Annotated in this window: 21 protein-coding genes; 5 read left to right on the top strand and 16 right to left on the bottom strand. The window is 63.8% G+C overall.

All coding sequences use genetic code 11. The features are described 5' to 3' along the window. Positions 1 to 77: 77 nt before the first annotated feature. Complete coding sequence (locus tag BXE_RS46915; protein WP_011490218.1) at positions 78 to 350, top strand: hypothetical protein; 273 nt, start codon at positions 78 to 80, stop codon at positions 348 to 350. On the opposite strand, the gene BXE_RS21230 is transcribed toward BXE_RS46915, so the two are convergent. The 15 genes from BXE_RS21230 to flhD all read right to left on the bottom strand — a co-directional run bounded on the left by BXE_RS21230 (position 335) and on the right by flhD (position 15,058). Continuing rightward, entirely contained in the window at positions 335 to 1,630 is a 1,296-nt protein-coding gene (locus tag BXE_RS21230; RefSeq protein WP_011490219.1) for a DUF3443 domain-containing protein, read from the bottom strand. The genes BXE_RS46915 and BXE_RS21230 overlap by 16 nt on opposite strands. 15 nt (positions 1,631 to 1,645) lie before the next feature. Beyond that, positions 1,646 to 2,191, bottom strand: a complete 546-nt coding sequence (locus tag BXE_RS21235) for a DUF2844 domain-containing protein (RefSeq protein ID WP_011490220.1) — start codon at positions 2,189 to 2,191, stop codon at positions 1,646 to 1,648. Positions 2,192 to 2,488: 297 nt separating this feature from the next. Continuing rightward, positions 2,489 to 3,199 (bottom strand): protein phosphatase CheZ, encoded by a 711-nt coding sequence (cheZ, locus tag BXE_RS21240; RefSeq protein ID WP_011490221.1) that lies wholly within the window; start codon positions 3,197 to 3,199, stop codon positions 2,489 to 2,491. Position 3,200: 1 nt separating this feature from the next. After that, positions 3,201 to 3,596: a chemotaxis response regulator CheY gene (cheY, locus tag BXE_RS21245; RefSeq protein WP_007179968.1), complete on the bottom strand. Its 396-nt coding sequence runs from the start codon at positions 3,594 to 3,596 to the stop codon at positions 3,201 to 3,203. Positions 3,597 to 3,671: 75 nt separating this feature from the next. Next, positions 3,672 to 4,760 (bottom strand): protein-glutamate methylesterase/protein-glutamine glutaminase, encoded by a 1,089-nt coding sequence (locus BXE_RS21250; protein WP_011490222.1) that lies wholly within the window; start codon positions 4,758 to 4,760, stop codon positions 3,672 to 3,674. Between the two features lie 5 nt (positions 4,761 to 4,765). Then, the gene (gene cheD, locus BXE_RS21255) at positions 4,766 to 5,518 is read right to left on the bottom strand and encodes a chemoreceptor glutamine deamidase CheD (protein ID WP_011490223.1); all 753 of its coding nucleotides are present in this window, start codon (positions 5,516 to 5,518) and stop codon (positions 4,766 to 4,768) included. Further along, entirely contained in the window at positions 5,515 to 6,465 is a 951-nt protein-coding gene (locus tag BXE_RS21260) for a CheR family methyltransferase (RefSeq protein ID WP_011490224.1), read from the bottom strand. Before BXE_RS21260 ends, cheD begins: the two co-directional genes overlap by 4 nt. Positions 6,466 to 6,670: 205 nt before the next feature. Further along, positions 6,671 to 8,527 (bottom strand): methyl-accepting chemotaxis protein, encoded by a 1,857-nt coding sequence (locus BXE_RS21265; RefSeq protein ID WP_011490225.1) that lies wholly within the window; start codon positions 8,525 to 8,527, stop codon positions 6,671 to 6,673. Positions 8,528 to 8,569: 42 nt separating this feature from the next. Next, the gene (locus tag BXE_RS21270; RefSeq protein ID WP_007179973.1) at positions 8,570 to 9,106 is read right to left on the bottom strand and encodes a chemotaxis protein CheW; all 537 of its coding nucleotides are present in this window, start codon (positions 9,104 to 9,106) and stop codon (positions 8,570 to 8,572) included. A 63-nt stretch (positions 9,107 to 9,169) separates the two neighbouring features. Next, a complete protein-coding gene (gene cheA / locus BXE_RS21275) occupies positions 9,170 to 11,470 on the bottom strand; it encodes a chemotaxis protein CheA (RefSeq protein WP_011490226.1) in 2,301 nt (766 codons plus the stop codon). A gap of 88 nt (positions 11,471 to 11,558) precedes the next feature. Next, the gene (locus tag BXE_RS21280) at positions 11,559 to 11,936 is read right to left on the bottom strand and encodes a response regulator (protein ID WP_007179975.1); all 378 of its coding nucleotides are present in this window, start codon (positions 11,934 to 11,936) and stop codon (positions 11,559 to 11,561) included. 85 nt (positions 11,937 to 12,021) lie between these two features. Next, positions 12,022 to 13,029, bottom strand: a complete 1,008-nt coding sequence (motB, locus tag BXE_RS21285) for a flagellar motor protein MotB (protein ID WP_011490227.1) — start codon at positions 13,027 to 13,029, stop codon at positions 12,022 to 12,024. 21 nt (positions 13,030 to 13,050) lie between these two features. Further along, a complete protein-coding gene (gene motA / locus BXE_RS21290; protein WP_007179977.1) occupies positions 13,051 to 13,911 on the bottom strand; it encodes a flagellar motor stator protein MotA in 861 nt (286 codons plus the stop codon). A gap of 214 nt (positions 13,912 to 14,125) precedes the next feature. Next, positions 14,126 to 14,686, bottom strand: a complete 561-nt coding sequence (gene flhC, locus BXE_RS21295; RefSeq protein ID WP_011490228.1) for a flagellar transcriptional regulator FlhC — start codon at positions 14,684 to 14,686, stop codon at positions 14,126 to 14,128. A 51-nt stretch (positions 14,687 to 14,737) separates the two neighbouring features. Then, positions 14,738 to 15,058: a flagellar transcriptional regulator FlhD gene (flhD, locus tag BXE_RS21300; RefSeq protein ID WP_007179979.1), complete on the bottom strand. Its 321-nt coding sequence runs from the start codon at positions 15,056 to 15,058 to the stop codon at positions 14,738 to 14,740. Positions 15,059 to 15,772: 714 nt separating this feature from the next. Between flhD and BXE_RS21305 the strand changes: the two genes are divergently transcribed. Continuing rightward, positions 15,773 to 16,837 carry a glycosyltransferase family 4 protein gene (locus BXE_RS21305; RefSeq protein WP_011490229.1) on the top strand — a complete coding sequence of 355 codons (1,065 nt, stop codon included), beginning with the start codon at positions 15,773 to 15,775 and terminating at the stop codon, positions 16,835 to 16,837. A gap of 316 nt (positions 16,838 to 17,153) precedes the next feature. On the opposite strand, the gene BXE_RS21310 is transcribed toward BXE_RS21305, so the two are convergent. Continuing rightward, positions 17,154 to 17,456, bottom strand: a complete 303-nt coding sequence (locus BXE_RS21310) for an H-NS family nucleoid-associated regulatory protein (protein ID WP_011490230.1) — start codon at positions 17,454 to 17,456, stop codon at positions 17,154 to 17,156. A 289-nt stretch (positions 17,457 to 17,745) separates the two neighbouring features. On the opposite strand from BXE_RS21310, the gene aqpZ reads away from it, so the two are divergent. From aqpZ to BXE_RS21325, 3 genes are all read left to right on the top strand, one after another. Continuing rightward, positions 17,746 to 18,486, top strand: a complete 741-nt coding sequence (gene aqpZ / locus BXE_RS21315) for an aquaporin Z (protein ID WP_011490231.1) — start codon at positions 17,746 to 17,748, stop codon at positions 18,484 to 18,486. Positions 18,487 to 18,705: 219 nt separating this feature from the next. Continuing rightward, positions 18,706 to 19,401: a hypothetical protein gene (locus tag BXE_RS21320; protein ID WP_011490232.1), complete on the top strand. Its 696-nt coding sequence runs from the start codon at positions 18,706 to 18,708 to the stop codon at positions 19,399 to 19,401. A 286-nt stretch (positions 19,402 to 19,687) separates the two neighbouring features. Then, the gene (locus BXE_RS21325) at positions 19,688 to 19,990 is read left to right on the top strand and encodes a PXPV repeat protein (RefSeq protein ID WP_011490233.1); all 303 of its coding nucleotides are present in this window, start codon (positions 19,688 to 19,690) and stop codon (positions 19,988 to 19,990) included. Positions 19,991 to 20,062 lie beyond the last annotated feature (72 nt).

The following is a 20,062-nucleotide window of genomic DNA, read 5'->3' on the forward strand; positions in this document are numbered from 1 at the left end:
CAGTGAGAGCGATTATTCCCGCTCGACGCAAGCACCGATCGGCGGATAAGGGCGGAGAAAGGGGGGTATTTCGAGGGATGAAAGCGCGGGAAAACCGGCGGGTCAGCCTTGCTGGTGGCGCGGGGCGGCGCAGGAAGGCCGCTTCGGCCGAGCCTCGGCGACCGCTCACGCTCGGTCTCGGTCTCGGTCTCGGTCTCGGTCTCGGTCTCGGTCTCGGTCTCGATCTCGGTCTCGATCTCGGTCTCGGCCGATGCGGCGATGCGAGGTCGGCCCCGGCTCCACGCAGTCACGCGCGGACGCCGGAGCGGCCTCCCCCTTCAGTGCCGCGCCTCGATCAGAAGGCCACGTAAGGCGCCTGTCCGCCGTTTGCGGTCTGATCGAAGCCGTAGTACACGTGCCGGCCGTAGAAGAACGGCAGGCCGAGGTCAAAGCTGCCGCTGCCGCCGATCTGTCCGGCGAGATCATTGAACGCATAGTTGCCGCCGTTGCCGAACAGCGTCGCCGCACTCAGGATGCCGATGCTGGCGGTTGTCTGGTTATTGTTCGATCCGACCAGCGTCACCGACCGGGTTTGCGCGGACGACGGGCAGTAAAAGCCCGCGAAGTTGCTGCCGCACAGCGTGATGGAGTTATCGGTAAAGAAGTAGCCGTTCGAGCCCGAATCGAGGAACGCCTGCACCGTCGTGCCGTTGAACACGCTGCTGTTCAGATCGCCGAAGGTGTCGGTGGTAAAGATCTGGACCCCGGTGAGCGCATTGTTCGACTGCGTGCCGATGCCGAACACCAATGTGCCGGTGGCGGACGGCGCGCCGGTATTCGGCACCGGCGGCATCTGCACGATCACGCCGTTGTTGTCGGCCGGGAAATTGACGACCGGATTGGCCACCTGCTGGGCGAGCGGCACCGGCGTGCGGGTACAGGAGACGCCGCCCGGACACGCGAAGTAGTTGCTGTAATTCATGGCGGTTGCCGCGTTCGCGCAGGTGCCACCGCAATCCGTGGGCGACGTGCCGATGCCGAGAATGCCGTTGGCGCCGAGATCGCTGACCGTGTTCTGCGCCGAGCCGCTGCCGCAACCGCGTGTGGGCACCGTGCTGGCGTCCTTGTCGCCGATGATCTGCAGCGGAATCGCCGCCGTCGTTCTTTCACTGCCTATCGCGATGGTCGCGGTGCGCACCGTGCCCCACGTGAAGCCGTCCGCGAAAGTCGCGCATTCGGCGAGTTGCGCGCCGCTGCCGCTGACAGTGCTGACAGGCAACGCACCGAGCACCGAGGCGTTCAAAACCGACCCGACCACGCGCAACCCGAACGAGCCGGTATCGACCTGGATGTTGTCGATCGTCTGGCAATTCGAGTTCGAGCCGGGCGCGCAGACGGTCACGCTGACCGTCGGAATGTTGACGACCCCGCCCACGCCCTGGCCGACCGTGATCGGCACAGTATTGGCCGCGGTCGCGGCGATCGGCTGCTGGGTCGGGCTGGCCGGCAGCGAGCCGCCGTTCAGCGTGGCCGACGAATCGTTGGAACTGCCGCCACCACCGCCGCACGCAACGAGTGCCGAGAGCAGCGCCACAGCCGCGACGGCCTGCATCCAACCCTTGAGCTTCACAGCAATATGCCTGGTTCGCATGTTTCGCCCTCGCGATTACTGGATGTCGGAACCGCTGACGCCGGCGGGCAGCGCCGGGGGCAACCACGCCTGGCCGCTGAACGCGCCCATATGGCCGCCGGAGCGCACCACGAGGCCGCTCTGATCGACCGCAACGGGGCCACGGCCGCCGCCGCGCGCCGCGCGGGCGGCCTTCACGCCGGCCACGTACTGCGGGAAATAGCTGCCGAGCAGATCGTTCAGGTCCGGCATTTGCGGGCCGCGCCACGCAATGCCGAACACGGAACCGTCCGCGGCGAGATATTCGCGGACCACGGTGCCGTTGCCGAGCGCCGTCTCGCGCACGGTATAGGACGAGGAAGCAGAAACGGAGGAAGCCGCGCCGGACGCGGAGCGCATTACGGCCTGCGCCGGGTTGGCGGCGGTGCTACCGGGCTGGATGGTACGGGAAGAAACGGCCGCGTCCGAAGGCGGCGTCATGGGGGCGCCGCCCAGTCCCGCACGAGCGGACTGCACGACAATTAACGAGCAGGGCAAAGCAAGCGCCGTAACGATCCCGGCGCGGCGTACAAGACTCCACATGACGAAGCTCCTCCCGAGCTGCCGCTCGGCTCGCAAGCGCGCGAACCGGCTGCATTTATGCAGATCATACGGCACTGCGGCGGTCACACTCTGGAAACGTTCCCCATCGTGCCACCGGCCGGAGGCTGCTTCCTCCGGAGCGCCGTGCCGCTGCTTGAGCTCGTAGTATGCCTGTGGTTTGTGTCGGTAGGCAGCAAGCACGCGCGGGGGGCGCGTGCTTGCCAGGCGTACGGCTTACGTCGCGCGCGCGGGCCGGCGGCCCGCGACGTGCCGTTACGCCGCTGCGCGGCCGGCAGATCAGAAACCGAGGCTTGCCAGCAGATCGTCGACTTGCGACTGGTCCTGCACCACATCCGTCTTGCCTTCCGGATTGATCTGCGGACCGTTCAGCAGATGTTCGGGGCTGCCGGTCGGCGAGACTTCGGCCGCCAGCGCCGCCGCGTTCGCCGCGAACTGTTCGCGCCGTTCGAGCGCGATGTTCTCGACCAGCACGCCGAGCAGCTGCTGCTCGATCAGGTACACGACGTCCGTGATCTTCTTGATGACCTGGCCCGTCAGATCCTGGAAGTCCTGCGCGAGCATGATCTCCATGAGCTGCGCATTGGTCGCGCCTGCCGCCTCCGGCACGCCGCGCAGAAAGGTTCGCGTGTCGTTCATCAACGCACGCACTTCCTCGCGCTCGATCGGCGCCGCATACCACTGCTCCCAACGCGCATCGAGTTTGCCCGCGTCGTCCTTCAACTGCTCCTGGAGCGGCTTGGCGACGTCGATCGCGGACAGCACGCGCTCGGCGGCCTGTTCGGTCATATCCGCGATATATTTCAGACGGTCGCGAGCATCGGGCACGGCTTCCGCCGCACGCTCGACATGCTTGTCGAGCCCGAGCTCGCGCATCGAGTCGCGCAGCGTGCGCGTCAGTTGTCCAATGCGGGCGAGGATGCGGTCGGACGCGAAGTCCCCGCTCTCGTGCACCGCTTCGGCGCCTTGCGCGTTGGTCGGCAGATTCACATCAGCTCCCGGCTTTGGCCATCTTCTCGAGAATCTTGTTGAGCTTCTCGTCGAGCGTCGCAGCCGTGAACGGCTTGACGACATAACCGCTCGCACCGGCCTGGGCCGCCGCGATGATGTTTTCCTTCTTCGACTCGGCGGTCACCATCAACACCGGCAGGTGCGTCAGATTGGCGTCGGCGCGAATTTCCTTGAGCATGGCCAGACCGTCCAGGTTCGGCATGTTCCAGTCGGAAATCACGAAATCGTACGTGCCCCCGCGCAGACGCGCGAGACCGGCCTGACCGTCTTCGGCTTCGTCGACATTCGAGTAGCCGAGTTCTTTGAGCAGGTTGCGAACGATCCGGCGCATCGTCGGAAAGTCGTCAACAACCAGAATCTTCATTCCCTTATCCATTTCATTCCCTTTGCTTTATCCACGGTGCGGCGCCCGACCGTCTGAAACCGGCGCCTCAAATCCTGCTGGCGCGCATCATACCCGCTGAACGCGATCGCCCATCGACGACAGACGCGCCATCACGCGCCGGCTCATTTCCGGCAACGATGCGATCTCGTCGGCCGCGCCGAGCGCAATCGCTTCACGCGGCATGCCGAACACGATACAGCTCGCTTCGTCCTGCGCAAGGGTGTATGCCCCTGCTTTCTTCATGTCCAGCAATCCGGCGGCGCCGTCGCGCCCCATCCCGGTCAGGATCACCCCAACCGCGTTCTTGCCCGCATGCTGCGCGGCCGAACGGAACAGCACATCCACGGACGGACGATGCCGGTTCACCGGCGGTTCGTCCGAAAGGTGAGCAATATAGTTCGCGCCACTGCGGGCAAGCAACAGGTGAGCGTGGCCAGGCGCGATATAGGCATGCCCGGGCAGCACGCGTTCGCCGTGCTCTGCCTCTTTAACGGTAATCCGGCACAAACCATTGAGGCGTTGCGCAAAAGATTTTGTGAAGCCCGGCGGCATATGCTGCGCGATCAGCACCGCGGGCGCATCCGGCGGCAGCGGCACCAGCACTTCGCGGATCGCTTCCGTGCCGCCCGTCGACGCGCCGACGATAATCAGCTTCTCGGTACTGAGCAGCGGATTATTGAACAGCGGCGCCGCGCCGACCGGCGCATGCGCGGCATGAGCGGCCGCGTGCTGCACCGGCGCGCTCTGGCGCACGCGCGCGCGGGCCGCCGCGCGAATCTTGTCGGCGAGCTTTTCCGAATAGTCGAGCATGCCGTCGCGAATGCCGACCTTCGGCTTGGTGACGAAGTCGACCGCGCCGAGTTCCAGCGCGCGCAGCGTGATTTCGTTGCCGCGCTCGGTCAGCGACGACACCATCACCACGGGCATCGGCCGCAGGCGCATCAGCTTCTCGAGGAAGTCGAGGCCGTCCATGCGCGGCATTTCGACGTCGAGCGTCAGCACGTCCGGATTGTGCTGCTTGATGAGTTCGCGCGCGACCAGCGGGTCGGGTGCGGTCGCCACCACCGTCATGTCCGGCTGGCCGTTGATGATTTCCGTCATCAGGCTGCGGATCAGCGCCGAATCGTCGACGCACAGTACCTTGATCTTTTGCACAGCGCTCACGCCTCCTCTGTAGTTCTGGCGTTGTTTGAATTAATCGGGCGCGAGCCGGCGCCGAACAGCTCGACCTTCGGGCGGGCGGCGGCGGGCGTCGAGAACAGCTCGACCCTGGCTTTCGACGCGGCCGGCGACGAAAACAATTCCACCCGTTTGCGCGCCGCGGCGAGCCGCTCGGCACGCGCCTGCGCGTTTTGCCGCATCAGCGCCTGCTCGCGCTCGGCCACGCCCGCTTCCTGCTGCAGGCGCAACTTCTTCACCATTACCTGGCCGGTGCGCGGCATGAAAGCCACCTTGCGCGGGTGCGAACCCTGCAAATCCTCTGCGACGATGCGGATCTTCTCGAGCGCCAGATAGCGGCGCACGAACTCCGAATTGCGGTCGCCGATGTTCATCGTCGTCATGCCGGCGAGTACCGCGCCGCCGCCGAACACCTTGGCTTCGAAGCGCTCGCGCCGGCCGCCGGCCTTGATGAGCTCGTTGATCAGCACTTCCATCGCGTACGCGCCGTAGCGCATCGAATCCGACGCGGCCTGGCCGACATCCGCGCCGTCGTCGGGCAACATGAAGTGATTCATGCCGCCGATACCGGCCGTGCGATCCTGAATGCAGGCCGCCACGCAGGAACCGAGCACGGTGACCAGCACCATGTCCTCGCTGGTGGTGTAGAACTCGTTGGGCAGCAGTTTCACGCCGGGGCGCTGGAAGTGGTTGTCGTAATACAGATTGGTGGCGATCGGCAGGGCGCTGCTCATACCGTCACCCCATTCGTCGTGTTGCGCGCCGCGGTTGCCGTCGCGCGCGCCGGCGCACGCACGCCGGCCGCGTCACGCGACAATTCGTAGACGGTCTGGCCGCGCAGCCTGAACGCCTGCGTGACGTAGGTGAAGTTTTCCGAGTGACCGGCGAACAGCAGGCCGCCCGACTTCATCAACGGCTCGAAGCGCGCGAGCACTTGCGCTTGCGTCGGCTTGTCGAAATAGATCATCACGTTGCGGCAGAAGATCGCGTCGAATTGCGCGCGCAACTGGTAATCGCGGTCGGTCAGGTTCAGCTGCTGGAAGCGCACCAGCGCGCGCACTTCCGGGCGCACCTTGACCATGCCGGCATGCGCGCCCGTGCCCTTCAGGAAGAAGCGCCTGAGCCGCTCGGGCGAAAGGTGCTTCACCTGATCGAACTGGTACATGCCGGCTTCGGCCTTGGCCAGCACCTGGGTGTCGATGTCGGTGGCGAGCACGGTGGCCTGGCGCGCGCCGCTCTCGCCGAGCGCTTCGATCAGTGTCATTGCGATCGAGTACGGCTCTTCACCGGTCGAAGCCGCCGAGCACCATACCGAAACCGGCTGCGCGCGGCGCGGCACGAATTCGGCAAGAATCGGAAAGTGATGCGCCTCGCGGAAAAACGCCGTCAGATTGGTGGTCAGCGCATTGGTGAACGCTTCCCACTCGGCCGGATCGTTTTCCGCTTCCAGCAGGTCGAGATACTGCTTGAACGTGTCGAGGCCGCGCGCACGCAGACGGCGCGCCAGACGGCTGTACGCCATGTCGCGCTTGTGATCCGACAGCGAAATGCCCGCGCTGCGGTGAATCAGTTCGCGAATGCGGGCAAAATCCGCCGACGTGAATTCGAAGTCCCTTCCCTGTTCGCCGGTTCTAACCGGGTCCGCCCGATCTGGACGTTGCTGTGCGCGCGTTGCCATCATGAAAATTCCCGCCTGCGATACGAGCCATCCCGCTTTCCGCCCAGGCAATCTCGCCGGGAAGAAGGGATTGTGTTCGCGGGGTCGCGCCTGCCCGCGAGTTCTGCCGGCATGCAGTCGGCCCGCGACACGCCAATAAAGCGTGCTTCGATGATTCGCCCGTCATGGAGCGAGATGCCGAATGACTGCATGTCTTTTGTGCCACTTCCTAGAATGTTTCCCAGTCCGTATCCGGGCCCGCCGTGGCCGCGCTTGCCGCGGCCGGACGTGCTGCGGATTCGGATGCCGCGCGGGCCGTCTTCGGCTTGAGCGCCGGTTCGACGCGCGCAGCGCCTGCATCGTGATTGCCCGACGCCTGCGCTGTGCTGGTTGCCGCCGTGCCTGCGGCCGGATGCACCGCGCCATTCGCGGACGCAGGCGGCACGGCTTTGCCAGCGGGCTTGCTCTTGCCGCCGCTCGCGCGAGGCTGCGCCGCTTGAGGGCGTACCGCAGCGCTGCTGCGCACCGGGCCGCCGGCCACTTTCCAGCCGTTCACCACCGCCTGCAGTTGGCGCGTCTGATCTTCGAGCGATGCCGCCGCAGCCGCCGCCTGTTCGACGAGCGCCGCGTTCTGCTGCGTGACTTCGTCCATCTGCACCACCGCGCGATTCACCTGCTCGATGCCGCCTGACTGTTCCTCGGACGCCGCGCTGATTTCGCCCATGATGTCGGTCACCCGGCGCACGGCCTGCACGATCTCGTCCATCGTGGTGCCCGCGCGGCCGACCAGCGCCGAGCCGCTTTGCACCTTGTCGACCGAGTCGCCGATCAGTTCCTTGATTTCCTTCGCGGCACTGGCGCTGCGCTGCGCGAGGCTGCGCACTTCGCCGGCCACCACGGCGAAGCCGCGGCCCTGTTCGCCGGCCCGTGCGGCTTCCACCGCCGCGTTCAGCGCGAGAATATTGGTCTGGAAGGCAATGCCCTCTATCACGCCGATGATGTCGACGACCTTGTTCGAACTGGTCGCGATGTCCTGCATGGTCGTGACGACCTGGCTCACCACGTCGCCGCCGCGCGTGGCGATGTCGGATGCGTTGACGGCCAGCTGGCTCGCCTGGCGCGCGTTCTCGGCGTTCTGCCGCACGGTGCCGGTCAACTGCTCCATGCTCGACGCGGTTTCCTGCAGCGAGGCGGCCTGCTGCTCGGTGCGCTGCGAGAGATCCGTGTTGCCCATCGCGATTTCGCGCGCGCCGGTGTCGATCGATTCGGTGCTGCTGAGAACCGCCTTCACCATCGTCGACATGCTTTCCTGCATGCGCTTGATACCGGTGAAAAGGCGCCCGATTTCATTGCGGCTGAATACCTGGATCGTCTCGGACAGATCGCCCGCGGCAATGCGCTCGAAGCAAGCCGTCGCGTCGGCGAGCGGCTGCACGATCAGGCCGCGCAGCGCGAAGCGGATGCCCACCACCAGCAGCAGCGCGAGCGCCGTGACGGCGATGATCAGCATCGTCATCAGCGAGATGTTCGATTGCGCGCTCGCCTGCTGCTCAACGGCGCCCTGCTGCAATTCCTTGATGACCGTCGACGCCGCGCCGTCATAGGCAATGAACATCGGGCTGATCTTCGTATCGGCGACCGCGTGATAGGCGGCCATGTCGTTCGCGTTGAGCGCGGCGAACTCCGGGTCGACGCCTTCACGCATCATGGTCGTACGCCTGGCAAGCACGTCGTCGAGGGCCGCCTTGTCGACACCGGGCTTCGGTGCGTCGAGATAGAGCTGCCAGCTCTGGTTGCCCTTTGTCAGCAGTTCCTGCGCGCGGTCGATCGCTTTCTTCGCTTCGTCCGCGTTGCCCGTGGCGGAGAGCGTGTTGAAACGGTCCACCGCGAGACGCGAACGCAGCAGGTACGACGAGGCATCGTCGAGTGCATGAATGGCGACCAGGTCGCCCCTTGCGATGCGGTCGAGCGACTGGCTCGCGCCATTCAGCGCGGTCAGTCCGAGCACGCCGACCACCACGGTCAGCGCGACCAGAATGATCCCCACCATCGTCAACGACGTGCGAATCGACCACCTGCTCAGCATTTCGATGCTCCCTATCCCAATCGTTCGTAAAGGCTGCCGCCGTTAGACGCCGAGCGTTTCGATCAGCGCCATTTCGCGGCTGGTCATGAGCTTCTCGATGTCCATCAGGATCAGCATGCGGCCGTCCACCGTGCCCAGCCCCGTGAGGTACTCGGTCGTCAGCGTGGCGCCGAATTCGGGCGCCGGCATGATCTGGTCGGTGGCGAGCGTCAGCACGTCGGACACGCCGTCCACCACCATCCCGACCACGCGATGCGCGACGTTCAGGATGATCACCACCGTCTGGTGGTCGTACTCGACACGGCCCAGATGGAACTTGATGCGCATGTCGACGATCGGCACGATGATGCCGCGCAGATTGATCACGCCCTTGATGAACTCGGGCGCATTGGCGATCCGCGTCACGTTGTCGTAGCCGCGGATTTCCTGCACCTTGAGGATGTCGATGCCGTACTCTTCGGCGCCGAGCGTAAAGACCAGGAATTCCTGACCGCCGGCGTCGGCCTGCTGCACGTCGCGGCGGCCATTCGTACCGCTCGCGTTCGCGACGCTCGAATTGATGGATTGGACTTCTGCCACGTTAGCCCCCAAACGGTTGGGATGAAATAAGTTGAGTAAGTGTTACGGCGAGTTCGGCGGACATCATGCGAGGCTCATCGCGCCATGCGCGTTGCGCGTTTCGCGGTTCAGCGCCGCCACGTCGACGATCAGCGCCACGCTGCCGTCGCCGAGAATGGTCGCGGCGGAAATGCCGTGCACCTTGCGGTAATTCGTTTCCAGATTCTTCACGACCACCTGCTGCTGGCCCACCAGTTCGTCGATCAGCATCGCAAAGCGGCGCCCCTCGGTTTGCATGATGGTGACGATGCCCTGGGTGGGTTCCTGCTTCGCGTCTTCGACGTTGAACACTTCGTGCAGCGCCACGAGCGGCAGATATTCACCGCGCACCCGCACCACGCGCTCACCGTTGGCCACCGTATAGATGTCCTCGGCTTGCGGCTGCAGCGACTCCATCACGAAGTTCAGCGGCAGAATGAAGATCTCGTTGCCAACCTTGACCGACATGCCGTCGAGAATCGCCAGCGTGAGCGGCAGCACGATGCGCGTGGTGCTGCCCTTGCCGGCGTGCGAGGTGATTTCCACGTGACCACCCATCGACTGGATGTTCCGCTTCACCACGTCCATGCCGACGCCGCGGCCCGACACGTCCGTGACCTGTTCCGCCGTCGAGAAGCCCGGCAGGAAGATCAGGTTCCAGACTTCTTCGTCGGTCATGGTCTCGCTGACCTGCATGCCCTGCTTGGCCGCCTTCGCGAGAATCTTGTCGCGGCGCAGGCCCGCGCCGTCGTCGCTCACTTCAATGACGATGTTGCCGCCGTGATGCGCCGCCGACAGCACCAGCTGCCCGGTCGAATCCTTGCCCGCCGCGCGCCGCGCTTCCACGGTTTCGATGCCGTGGTCGAGACTGTTGCGCACGAGGTGAGTCAACGGGTCGATGATCCGTTCAATGAGGCTCTTGTCGAGTTCGGTCGCCTGACCGAAGGTGACGAGCTCCACTTCCTTGCCGAGTTTCGCCGCCAGATCGCGCACGAGGCGCGGGAAGCGGCTGAACACGTAATCCATCGGCATCATGCGGATCGACATCACCGCTTCCTGCAGATCGCGCGCGTTGCGCTCGAGCTGCGCCATGCCGTTGAAGAGCCGGTCGTGCAGCGCCGGGTCGAACGTGCTGGTGGTTTCCGCGAGCATGGCTTGCGTAATCACCAGTTCGCCGACCAGGTTGATCAGCTGATCGACCTTTTCGACGCCGACGCGAATCGAGCTGCCTTCCGCACCGCCAGCCGCCGCGGCCGGACGTGCCTTACGGTCATGCTCGGCGGGTGCGGCCGCGCCGGCCTGAGCCGGCGCCGGTGCGCTTGCCGCCGCGGCCTGCGCCGCGGGTTGAGCCGCGGCGGGCGCAGACGCGGCCGGCGCGTCCAACAAACCGTGCGCGGCCGTTGAAGCGGGCGCAGCGGTGCCGGCCGCCTGTGCCGGCGATGCTGCGGGTCCCGCCTGACTGGCCGGTACTGCGTGCGCCGGGGACGAATCGGCAGCCTCGGGCGTTCCAGGTTCGCCTTGCTGCGTCTCGTCCGCCGGTGCGGTGCCGCGGCCGATCACGATCTGACTTTCGTCGATCACGAAACAGCACACGGCGATGATGTCGTCGGAGGTCACATCGGTCGCGAGCCACAGCGTCAGATCGCCACCGCTCTTGACCTGCCCGACAATGTTGCCCAGGTTGCCGAGCTCTTCGGCCAGCAGTTCCTGGTCCTTCTCACCAACGCCCCGTAGCGTAATTTTCAGATGGGGACCGGCGTTGTCGTCGTTGCCGCCGACACCGCCGGCTCCCGTGGCTTTCCCGGTCTGTGCCGGTTCCCCGTCAGTCCATTCACCCGCCGCCTGCACCGCCTGTTCGACGACGTGCTCCGGCGGCGTACCGCCCTGACCCGGCTGGGTTGCCGCCGGCGCCGCGCTCGCGGCAACGGGCGCCGCAGCCGGCGCGGCACCGTCGCCGTTTTCCGCGTGCAGCCGTTCGAGCTTCGCGCAGATCGCCTTCGCGGTGGCCGCGTCCGGCTCGGCGCTCGCGCGGTAGTCGGCCAGCTGGCCGGACAACACGTCCTTGGTTTCGAGGAACGTGTCGATCATGTCCTTGCGCAGCACGAGTTCGTTATTGCGCGCGCGATCGAGCAGCGATTCGAGAATGTGGGTGGTTTCCGTCAGCGCGGTAAAGCCGAACGTGGCCGCGCCGCCCTTGATCGAATGCGCCGCGCGGAAAATGGCTGCGAGGTCTTCGGGGTCCGGGTGCGCAATATCCAGATTGAGCAGCAACTGCTCCATCTGCGCGAGCAGTTCGTCCGCTTCGTCGAAAAACGTCTGATAGAACTGAGTGATGTCGAGTGTCATGCCTGGGTCACCGCGAGAGTTCCTGTCTTGGCGTGGGCTACCGAGCCGCCGCGTCGAGAGCTTCTACAACTTGATCTAAGGGTGGTGCTTACGCGTGGTCCGGCTCGGCTAGCGCCGCCACCAGTTCGGTCAGCATGTCGGGGTCGAGCGGCTTTTCGATCCAGCCGGTCGCGCCCGCAGCCCGCGCCGCTTCCTTGAACGGCTCGCCCGATTCCGTCGTGAGGACGAGGATGGGCGTGGCCTGGTAAGCCGGGTTGTTGCGCAGCGCGGCGATCAGATCGAGGCCGGTCTTGCCCGGCATGTACTGGTCGGTCAGCACGAGGTCGAACGACATGGCGAGCGCGTTTTCGAGCCCTTCGTTGCCGTCCGCCGCGAGCGTCACCTCATAGCCGGCCGTCGTCAGCGTGGCGGCGAGAATCTGCCGCATCGATGCCGAATCGTCGATTGCCAGGATGTGCCTGATCATCAAAACCTCGCTGCACGTGCGCTGTGGATCGCCCTGCCGCGCGCGCCGGCAGGGCGCGTGAACGGGCGGGCGATCGTTGTCTCTGTTACTGGGCCGCCGACGCTGCCGCCGGCACCTTCGGTGCAGCCGTTGCCGGCTGCGCAAGCTTTTGCAGCAACGGCCTGGAGCCGGCTGCGTCGTCCGACAAGGTAGTCGTGGTGGAGTCGTCGTGGTCGAGCGCCTCCTCCGACTTCTTGTTCAACACGATGATGCTGATGCGGCGGTTCTCCGGGTCCATCGGGTCCGCCTTGTTCAGGTTCTGCGTCGACGCGAGGCCGAGCACGCGCATGACCTTCGCTTCATCCATGCCGCCGGCGATCAGTTCGCGGCGCGACGCATTGGCGCGGTCCGCGGACAGTTCCCAGTTGCTGTAGCCTTTCTCGCCGCCCGCGTACTGCGCGGCGTCGGTGTGGCCCTGCACGATGATGCGGTTCGGCACGTCGTTCAGCGTGTGGCCGATTTCGCGCAGGATGTCGCGCATGTACGGTTCCACCTGGTCTTTCGCGGTCGCGAACATGGGCCGCTTCTGCGAGTCGACGATTTCGATGCGCAGGCCGGTCAGCGTCGAATCGATGCGGATCTGCTGCTTGAACTGGCGCAGCACCGGATTCGCTTCGATCGCGGCCATCAGCTTGACCTGCAGATCGTGCAGGCGGACCTGCTCGCGGCGCTCAAGTTCGCCCTGCAACTGCTTCACCGAGTCTTCGTTGTTGTGCGAGACGCTGCGCTCCGAGCGGTTGTTCGAACCGTCGGTGGAGCGCGTCACGCCCTGCGCGTCGGTCGAGATATCGCGGCCGCCGCCCTTCAGAATGCTCGAGTCCTCGGCGCTGCGGTCACCGCCCCACAGCGTGATCTTCAGCGGCTGGTTGAAGTAATCGGCAATGCCCTTCAACTGCACCGTGGACGCCGAACTCAGCAGCCACATCAGCAGGAAGAACGCCATCATCGCGGTCATGAAGTCCGCATAGGCGAGCTTCCACGCGCCGCCGTGGTGGCTGGCTTTCTTCGGCGCGGCGCGCTTGACGACAATGGCGCGGTCTTTATCCTTGTTCATCGGATCGGTTCCCGGCGCCCTTTACTTGGCCTTGACGCGGCGCACGTGCTCTTCCAGCTCGGCGAACGACGGGCGTTCGGTCGAGAAGAGCACCTTGCGGCCGAACTCGACGGCAATCGCCGGCGCGTAACCGTTCAGGCTGGCCAGAATCGTCACCTTGATGCACTGGAACATCTTGGTCGACTCGGTCACGCGCTGTTCCGCGACGCTCGCGAGCGGCCCGATCAGCCCGTACGAAAGCAGAATCCCGAGGAAGGTGCCGACCAGCGCCTGGGCGATCATCTCGCCGAGCACCGCGGGCGGCTTGTCGGCGGAGGCCATCGTATGCACCACGCCCATCACCGCGGCCACGATACCGAATGCCGGCATCGCGTCGCCGACCTTGTTCAGCGCGTGCGCGGGCGCCTCGCCTTCCTGGTGATGCGTCTCGATCTCCTCGTCCATCAGGCTTTCGATCTCGAACGCGTTCATGTTGCCGCCCACCATCAGACGCAGGTAGTCGGTCAGGAATTCGATGATGTGCTTGTCGGCGAGAATCTTCGGGTACTGGGTGAAGATCGGACTCTTCGACGGATCGTCGATATCCGCTTCCAGCGTCAGCGTGCCTTCCTTGCGCGCCTTGGCCAGCAGGACGTAGAGGAGCGCCATCAACTCCATGTACACGTCCTTGTTGTACTTTGCGCCCTTGAACAGGGTCGGAATGACGCGCAGCGTCGCCTTGATCGTCTTCATTCCGTTACCGAGAATGAACGCGCCGATGCCCGCGCCCACGATCATCAGCACTTCAACGGGCTGCAGGAGCGCGCCGAGATGGCCGCCTTCCAGCGCATAACCGCCGAAAACGGACAAAAGCGTCACGAGTGTTCCCACGAAAATCAGCACTGCCGAGCCCTCACAAAGAAGCGACGGTGACCGTCGTTAATCAGGTTTACGGCAACAAAGCGGAAAACTTTGGCGGAAATGTGGCGCGTCGCGCCGGTGTAAACCAGAGGCCGAAACAGCCGGCCCCGGCGGGACCGGGCGTCGTGCGGGCGGGCTGGAAGGCCCGCCGCATGGGGGGCGGATGGCGGACCGCGCAGGCGGGCCGCCTTGTGGGTCAAGCTTCCAGGGCGGCGAGGCTCTCGCGGGCGCGGGCGTCGGCGAATTTCTTTGTCTTACCGGCGCGCGAGGGCGGCTGGCACAGTCCGCAGACGAACGCGTGCTGGGGATCGTGCGCATGCGCGACAAAATGTCCTCCGCAACGGCAGCAGGCGGTCATTTGCAGCATCCCGGAGTCGAAAAAGCGCACCAGCGTCCAGGCGCGCGTGAGACTGAGCACGGGCTCGTCGTCGTGCAACTGGACATGTTCCAGATAGAGGCGATAGCTCTTCACGATCGACTGGATCGTCAGGCAACCGCCGTGGCCGGCCATGAAACGGTAGATGTTGTAGAACAGCGACGAGTGAAAGTTCGGCTGCCAGGTCATGAACCAGTCAGTCGAAAACGGCAGCATGCCCTTGGGTGGCGACACCCCTTTCAGTTCCTTGTACAGCTTGATGAGCCGGTCGCGCGACAGGCTGGTTTCAGCCTCCAGCAACTGCAAACGCGCGCCAAGTTCGATCAGTTCGATGGCCAGGGTGATCTCCCTGACTTCGAGCACAACACTTTTATAGGCCATCCGTTAGCGTTTCCCCTGTCCTGATTGCCTGGCTTTGGTTACAACGTGCCATCAGCCGAGTTGCTCGACTGGCTGGCTTGCCATCAGGATCGCGGAATGCGCCTGTGCCACGGCGCCGGATTTGCCCTTGTCCGCCAGAGCGGACAGCACGGCATGGTCGTCGAAACGGAAACGGCACAACACCTGATTGGACGCTGCCAGCTTGACGGTCTGCGCCAACGACAGATTGGCGAGCACATCGGCTAACTGGTCCGAAATCCCCATGCGAAACATGCCCATCGGCTTGTCTTCGCGCAGCAGTCGCTGTGCGAGCAGGAGATAAGACAGGTTAACTTCTCTGATCTCATTGAGCATATCGCTTGTCGCGCTCATGATTCCCCCGGGGTGTATCTGGCTGGTCAGGCCGTTGCGGAAACGTTTGCTCGGACGCGCGCGCTTAAACCGCACGAATCGGCTCGTTTCTGGTCTTGCGAGCATTGTGTCGAAAGGGGGCACGGACGAAAATCGGACAGACACCCAGCCTCGTTGACGGATTAATCCGTCATTCGTGTAGGAATTTTTCCTACAAGCATGGGCTGGAGCGGGGGCCAAACGGAAACGGCTGAAGCGCAATCTGGAAGTCTATGCGCCCTGAATATTACCGATAATGAGGCGGGAGGTCGGCCGAAGAGTGAGTCTGAAGAACTCGAACTTCGCACCGTTATAGCGGTGAGAAAGAATTATAAGACGTTTTCACTTCTGCGTAACGCGCGCCCTGTAGGGAACACGCTCTGACGTCCGGGTCTGCGGCTTGCTAATGGATTGTGCTGCGTTCGAATAAAATGGACAGTTTTCGCGCCCTGGGTATCGGGATCGCCTTCCAGATGACCTGTAACGCTGCATGTTTCGCGCTGTAACAACATTAAGCGTTTGAAAAATAACTCGAATTCGCCCGGCCGATCCCGATAATGAAGCTAAGGGATTACCCGATGCAGGTTCGGAGCACCCCCGGGCGGCGGCTTACCGCGCCCAACCGTCCGTCAGGCATTCGCTCCTCGCTCGACTCGAGCGCCGCTGTGCGATGCCGTTCAGTTCAGGAGAAAACGCATGCGAATCGCACAAATTGCGCCGTTGTATGAAGCTGTCCCGCCGAAACTCTACGGTGGCACCGAACGTGTCGTATCGTATCTGACCGAAGCGTTGGTCGATCTCGGCCACGACGTCACGCTGTTCGCGAGCGGCGATTCGGCCACCTCCGCGAACCTCGACGCCTGCTGGCCACGTGCGCTGCGCCTCGACCCAACGATCCGCGACGCGCTGGCGCCGCACGTCCTGATGATGGAGAAGGTGCGCAAGGTCGCGCATGAGTTCGACGTGCTGCACTTTCACCTCGACTACATGCCGTTCCCGCTTTTCAGCACGATGGACACGCCGTTCGTGACGACGCTGCACGGTCGGCTCGACCTGCCGGAACTGCAACCGGTGTTCGACGCGTTCTCCGATGTTCCCGTCGTCTCGATTTCCGATTCGCAGCGTGCGCCGCTGCCGCAGGCGAACTGGCTCAACACGATTTACCACGGCCTGCCGGAGCAGCTATTGACGCCGCAAACGCACAGGAAGCCGGAATACCTGGCGTTCCTCGGCCGTATCTGTCCGGAGAAGCGCGTCGATACAGCCATCAAGATCGCTGCACAAAGCGGTCTGCCGCTGAAGATCGCCGCCAAGGTGGACAAGGTCGACCAGGAATACTTCAAGCGCGAGATCGAGCCGCTGCTGTCGCAGGCGCATGTGGAATTCGTCGGCGAGATCAATGAGGCGCAGAAGCCCGAATTTCTTTCGGGCGCCAAGGCGCTGCTGTTCCCGATCGACTGGTCGGAGCCGTTTGGCCTCGTGATGATCGAGTCGATGGCTTGCGGCACGCCGGTGATCGCATTCAACCGCGGTTCGGTACCGGAAGTGATCGACCACGGCGTGACGGGTTACATCGTCGAGGACGTGCAAGGCGCAGTCGCCGCGCTACAGCGCCTGGACGAACTGTCGCGCACCGAAATCCGTGCCCAGTTCGAACGCCGCTTCAGCTCGAAGACTATGGCGCAGAATTATGTGGACGGCTACTCGACGCTGATCGAAGCTACGCGCCGGCCGGTACTGCGCCAGGTGGCGGTGGGCTAAAAAACGTTGCATCCGGATGTTGCATTCGAGCGACGGTGGCAAATTTTCGGCCAGTCGCTTGAACACCGGAAGCCACAGCGCGCAGTATTTCCGATTCGCAGGTCGCCAGCCAGTCGTTGCTTCGTGTGAATCGTTTGCGCGAACGGTAAATTCAGGTTATCCCGCTTCTTGTCGAAAAAGGCCGCCCCTCAAAGGCGGCTTTTTTAATACAGGTATGGATGCGCTTCCATAGAAGATTGGCACTCGGCAAATAAAGACCGAGTGCCAATAAACCTTCAGTTGGCTTTCGTGACGACCGGCAATCGCCTCAAGCGCCTCAAGCCGCGCCAATCAGAAAGCGCTCGCGATTCTTGCCGACGATCCACTTGGGCGGTTTGCCGCGCCCGCTCCATGTATTTCCCGATTTGGGGTCCTGGTATTTCGCCGGCAGCGGCGCCTTCTTGGGCGGGCGCCCGCGCTTGGCGGCGACGGCAAAGCCGAGGTCCTGAGCCGTCAGACCGTATTCAGCGATCTTCTGGCGGATGTCAGCGATCACGTTGTCGATTTCCGTACGCCGCGCTTCTTCTGCTTGTGCCTGCAATTTGGCGATCTGTGCCTTGAGGTCTGCATATTGAGACATTCCGGTTCTCCCCTTTTCTAGAACTCATTCGCTCGCAGACTAACTGTAATTATAAAAATTCGCAATGGACAACAATACCGATTTAGCAAGATATCCTCAGATAATTATTAACACGGATGAATTGTTAAACAACCTCTTTATCTCGCAATAATAGGTAAACCCGACACGGCATTGACAATTCTTGACAGCGGATTTGGCGACCTTTCCCTAGAATTGCGCGCTGAAGGCATGGCGTCCTGACTTAGCCGTGCGTGCTAGCGGAAGCATCATCTTTTTAGGATTACCAATCATGCAGTTGTCAAAACGCCTTGCCGCCGAGTTGTTCGGCACCTTCTGGCTCGTCCTCGGGGGCTGCGGCAGCGCCGTCCTCGCCGCCAGTTTCGACGGGCCGGTCCACGGTCTGGGCATCGGGTTCGTGGGCGTAGCGCTCGCCTTCGGCCTGACTGTCCTGACAATGGCTTATGCGATCGGCCATATTTCCGGCTGCCATCTGAATCCCGCGGTGAGCGTCGGCCTGACCGTCGCCGGCCGCTTCCCGGCGCGCGATCTGCTGCCGTACATCGTCGCGCAGGTGATCGGCGCGGTGCTCGGTGCATTCGTGCTGTCGCTCATCGCAACGGGCAAGCCGGGCTTCGACCTCGTTGCCAGCGGTTTCGCGAGCAATGGCTACGGCGAACGCTCGCCGGGTCATTACTCGCTCGCCGCGGCATTCATTTGCGAAGTGGTGATGACCGGCTTCTTCCTCTTCGTCATTCTCGGCGCGACCGACAAGCGCGCGCCGGCCGGCTTTGCACCGATCGCCATCGGCCTGTGCCTCACGCTGATTCACCTGATCTCGATCCCGGTGACCAACACGTCGGTCAACCCGGCACGTTCCACGGGCCCGGCACTATTCGTCGGCGGCGCGGCGGTGGATCAGTTGTGGCTGTTCTGGCTTGCACCGATTCTCGGCGCAGTGATCGCGGGCGTGCTGTATCCGGCCCTCGCCGAAAGCCGCGACAGCAATTCACAGAAGCTGGCGCTCGACTAATAACGAGCGCGGGCATTCGGAACGGGCGCTACGGCGCCCGTTCTGTTTGTGCCGGAGCGAGTGCGTCGGACACGTTTTGATAACGGCTACATTTGGCCGGCGAAATAACGCCCGCCCGCAATGGCCGCCGCCGGGCAGCGCGGTATCGCCGTGCCAACGGCGCGCTCAAGCACCGCTGCTAGAATCGTGCGACCTCCCAAGCTCGCACAGGTGTCACCTATGAAGCGTTTCCGCGGATTTCTGCATGGCGTCGCACTCTCCATCGGCGGCCTGTGCGCGGGTCTGTCGGCGCTACCTGCCGCGCATGCGGCTGGCACCGAGGTCGAAACGCTCGTGTTCGTGCGGCACGGCGAGAAACCGGCCCAAGGCTACGGCCAGCTCAACTGCCAGGGGCTCAACCGCGCTCTGGCCTTGCCGGCGGTAATTGCTGCCAAGTTCGGCAAGCCGGACGCGATCTATGCACCCGATCCCGGCCAGCAGAAAGACGACAGCGGCAAGCCCTATTACTACATCCGGCCACTTGCGACCATCGAACCGACCGCCATCCAGTTCCAGATGCCGGTGCAAACGCCCTATGGTTTCGCTCAGATCGATCAACTCGGCAGCGCACTCGTCAATCCGGCCAATCGCAACAAGCTGATCGTCGTGGCCTGGGAGCACAAGCTGATCGTGAAACTGTTGCGGCAGATGCTGAGCGCGCATGGCGGCAATGCAGCCGATGTACCGAAGTGGGAGAGCGACGATTTCGACAGTATCTATATTGTTCGCCTCAACTGGGAAAACGGTACCGCGCGCGCCAGCTTCAAACATGACCGGCAGGGACTGGACGGACGCGCAACCGATTGCCCTTGCGCGGCGCTGCCGGGTGCATCGTCGGCGGCTGCGGCGGCATCTTCCGGGAATGCGGCAGATTAATCCGGCAATACAGATGTAAGCCGCAATTACGCTCGCCGCCGGCTGATTGGAATAAAGCATGGCGCCTAGAGGGCTTCGGAGCGGCTCAAGTGGCCGCGCATCCTTGCACAGCCTGGCTTTGAGAGGGCAGCGGCTCGCACGGGACGCACCCGGATGCCGCCGCCCGCGCCTTTCAATTCCCGCGACGATGCTTGCAGTCCGTAACATCTCGTCGCAGCACCCACCGGCCGGAATGCGTAGATTGGTCTTGTGCGACACACATACGTCGCCTCACAGGAGAACAAACATGAAACGCATCGTCACTCACTTGCTGGTTGCCGCAGGACTCGCAGCGGGCGCATGCGGTGTCGCGCAAGCGCATACGGATCTGAACATCGGTTTGTCGCTCGGCGCACCGGTTTATGCCCGACCGGCTCCGGTCTATGCCGCGCCGCAGCCGGTGTACTACGGCAATGGCGGCTGGGGCCGCGGTTACGACCACGGTGACTACTACCGTGGCGACCATCGGCATGATCGCGGCTGGAATCACAATGATCGTGGCTGGGGTCACGATGATCGCGGCGAGCGCCGTGGCGGATGGCACGGCTGATCGTCCTGATGCGGCCGGCGGCGGCCAATGAGGTGTCTTGCCGCTGCCGCTCAACCGGCGATCTGCCACACG

The organism is Paraburkholderia xenovorans LB400 (assembly GCF_000013645.1).
Classification (GTDB): Bacteria; Pseudomonadota; Gammaproteobacteria; order Burkholderiales; family Burkholderiaceae; genus Paraburkholderia; species Paraburkholderia xenovorans.

Bases quoted from the DNA above. Each gene is read 5' to 3' on its own strand.
- BXE_RS46915 (WP_011490218.1), top strand. From the start codon at position 78: ATGAAAGCGCGGGAAAACCGGCGGGTCAGCCTTGCTGGTGGCGCGGGG.
- BXE_RS21230 (WP_011490219.1), bottom strand. From the start codon at position 1,630: ATGCGAACCAGGCATATTGCTGTGAAGCTCAAGGGTTGGATGCAGGCC.
- BXE_RS21235 (WP_011490220.1), bottom strand. From the start codon at position 2,191: ATGTGGAGTCTTGTACGCCGCGCCGGGATCGTTACGGCGCTTGCTTTG.
- cheY (WP_007179968.1), bottom strand. From the start codon at position 3,596: ATGGATAAGGGAATGAAGATTCTGGTTGTTGACGACTTTCCGACGATG.
- cheD (WP_011490223.1), bottom strand. From the start codon at position 5,518: ATGAGCAGCGCCCTGCCGATCGCCACCAATCTGTATTACGACAACCAC.
- BXE_RS21260 (WP_011490224.1), bottom strand. From the start codon at position 6,465: ATGATGGCAACGCGCGCACAGCAACGTCCAGATCGGGCGGACCCGGTT.
- BXE_RS21265 (WP_011490225.1), bottom strand. From the start codon at position 8,527: ATGCTGAGCAGGTGGTCGATTCGCACGTCGTTGACGATGGTGGGGATC.
- cheA (WP_011490226.1), bottom strand. From the start codon at position 11,470: ATGACACTCGACATCACTCAGTTCTATCAGACGTTTTTCGACGAAGCG.
- BXE_RS21280 (WP_007179975.1), bottom strand. From the start codon at position 11,936: ATGATCAGGCACATCCTGGCAATCGACGATTCGGCATCGATGCGGCAG.
- motB (WP_011490227.1), bottom strand. From the start codon at position 13,029: ATGAACAAGGATAAAGACCGCGCCATTGTCGTCAAGCGCGCCGCGCCG.
- flhC (WP_011490228.1), bottom strand. From the start codon at position 14,686: ATGGCCTATAAAAGTGTTGTGCTCGAAGTCAGGGAGATCACCCTGGCC.
- flhD (WP_007179979.1), bottom strand. From the start codon at position 15,058: ATGAGCGCGACAAGCGATATGCTCAATGAGATCAGAGAAGTTAACCTG.
- BXE_RS21305 (WP_011490229.1), top strand. From the start codon at position 15,773: ATGCGAATCGCACAAATTGCGCCGTTGTATGAAGCTGTCCCGCCGAAA.
- BXE_RS21310 (WP_011490230.1), bottom strand. From the start codon at position 17,456: ATGTCTCAATATGCAGACCTCAAGGCACAGATCGCCAAATTGCAGGCA.
- aqpZ (WP_011490231.1), top strand. From the start codon at position 17,746: ATGCAGTTGTCAAAACGCCTTGCCGCCGAGTTGTTCGGCACCTTCTGG.
- BXE_RS21320 (WP_011490232.1), top strand. From the start codon at position 18,706: ATGAAGCGTTTCCGCGGATTTCTGCATGGCGTCGCACTCTCCATCGGC.
- BXE_RS21325 (WP_011490233.1), top strand. From the start codon at position 19,688: ATGAAACGCATCGTCACTCACTTGCTGGTTGCCGCAGGACTCGCAGCG.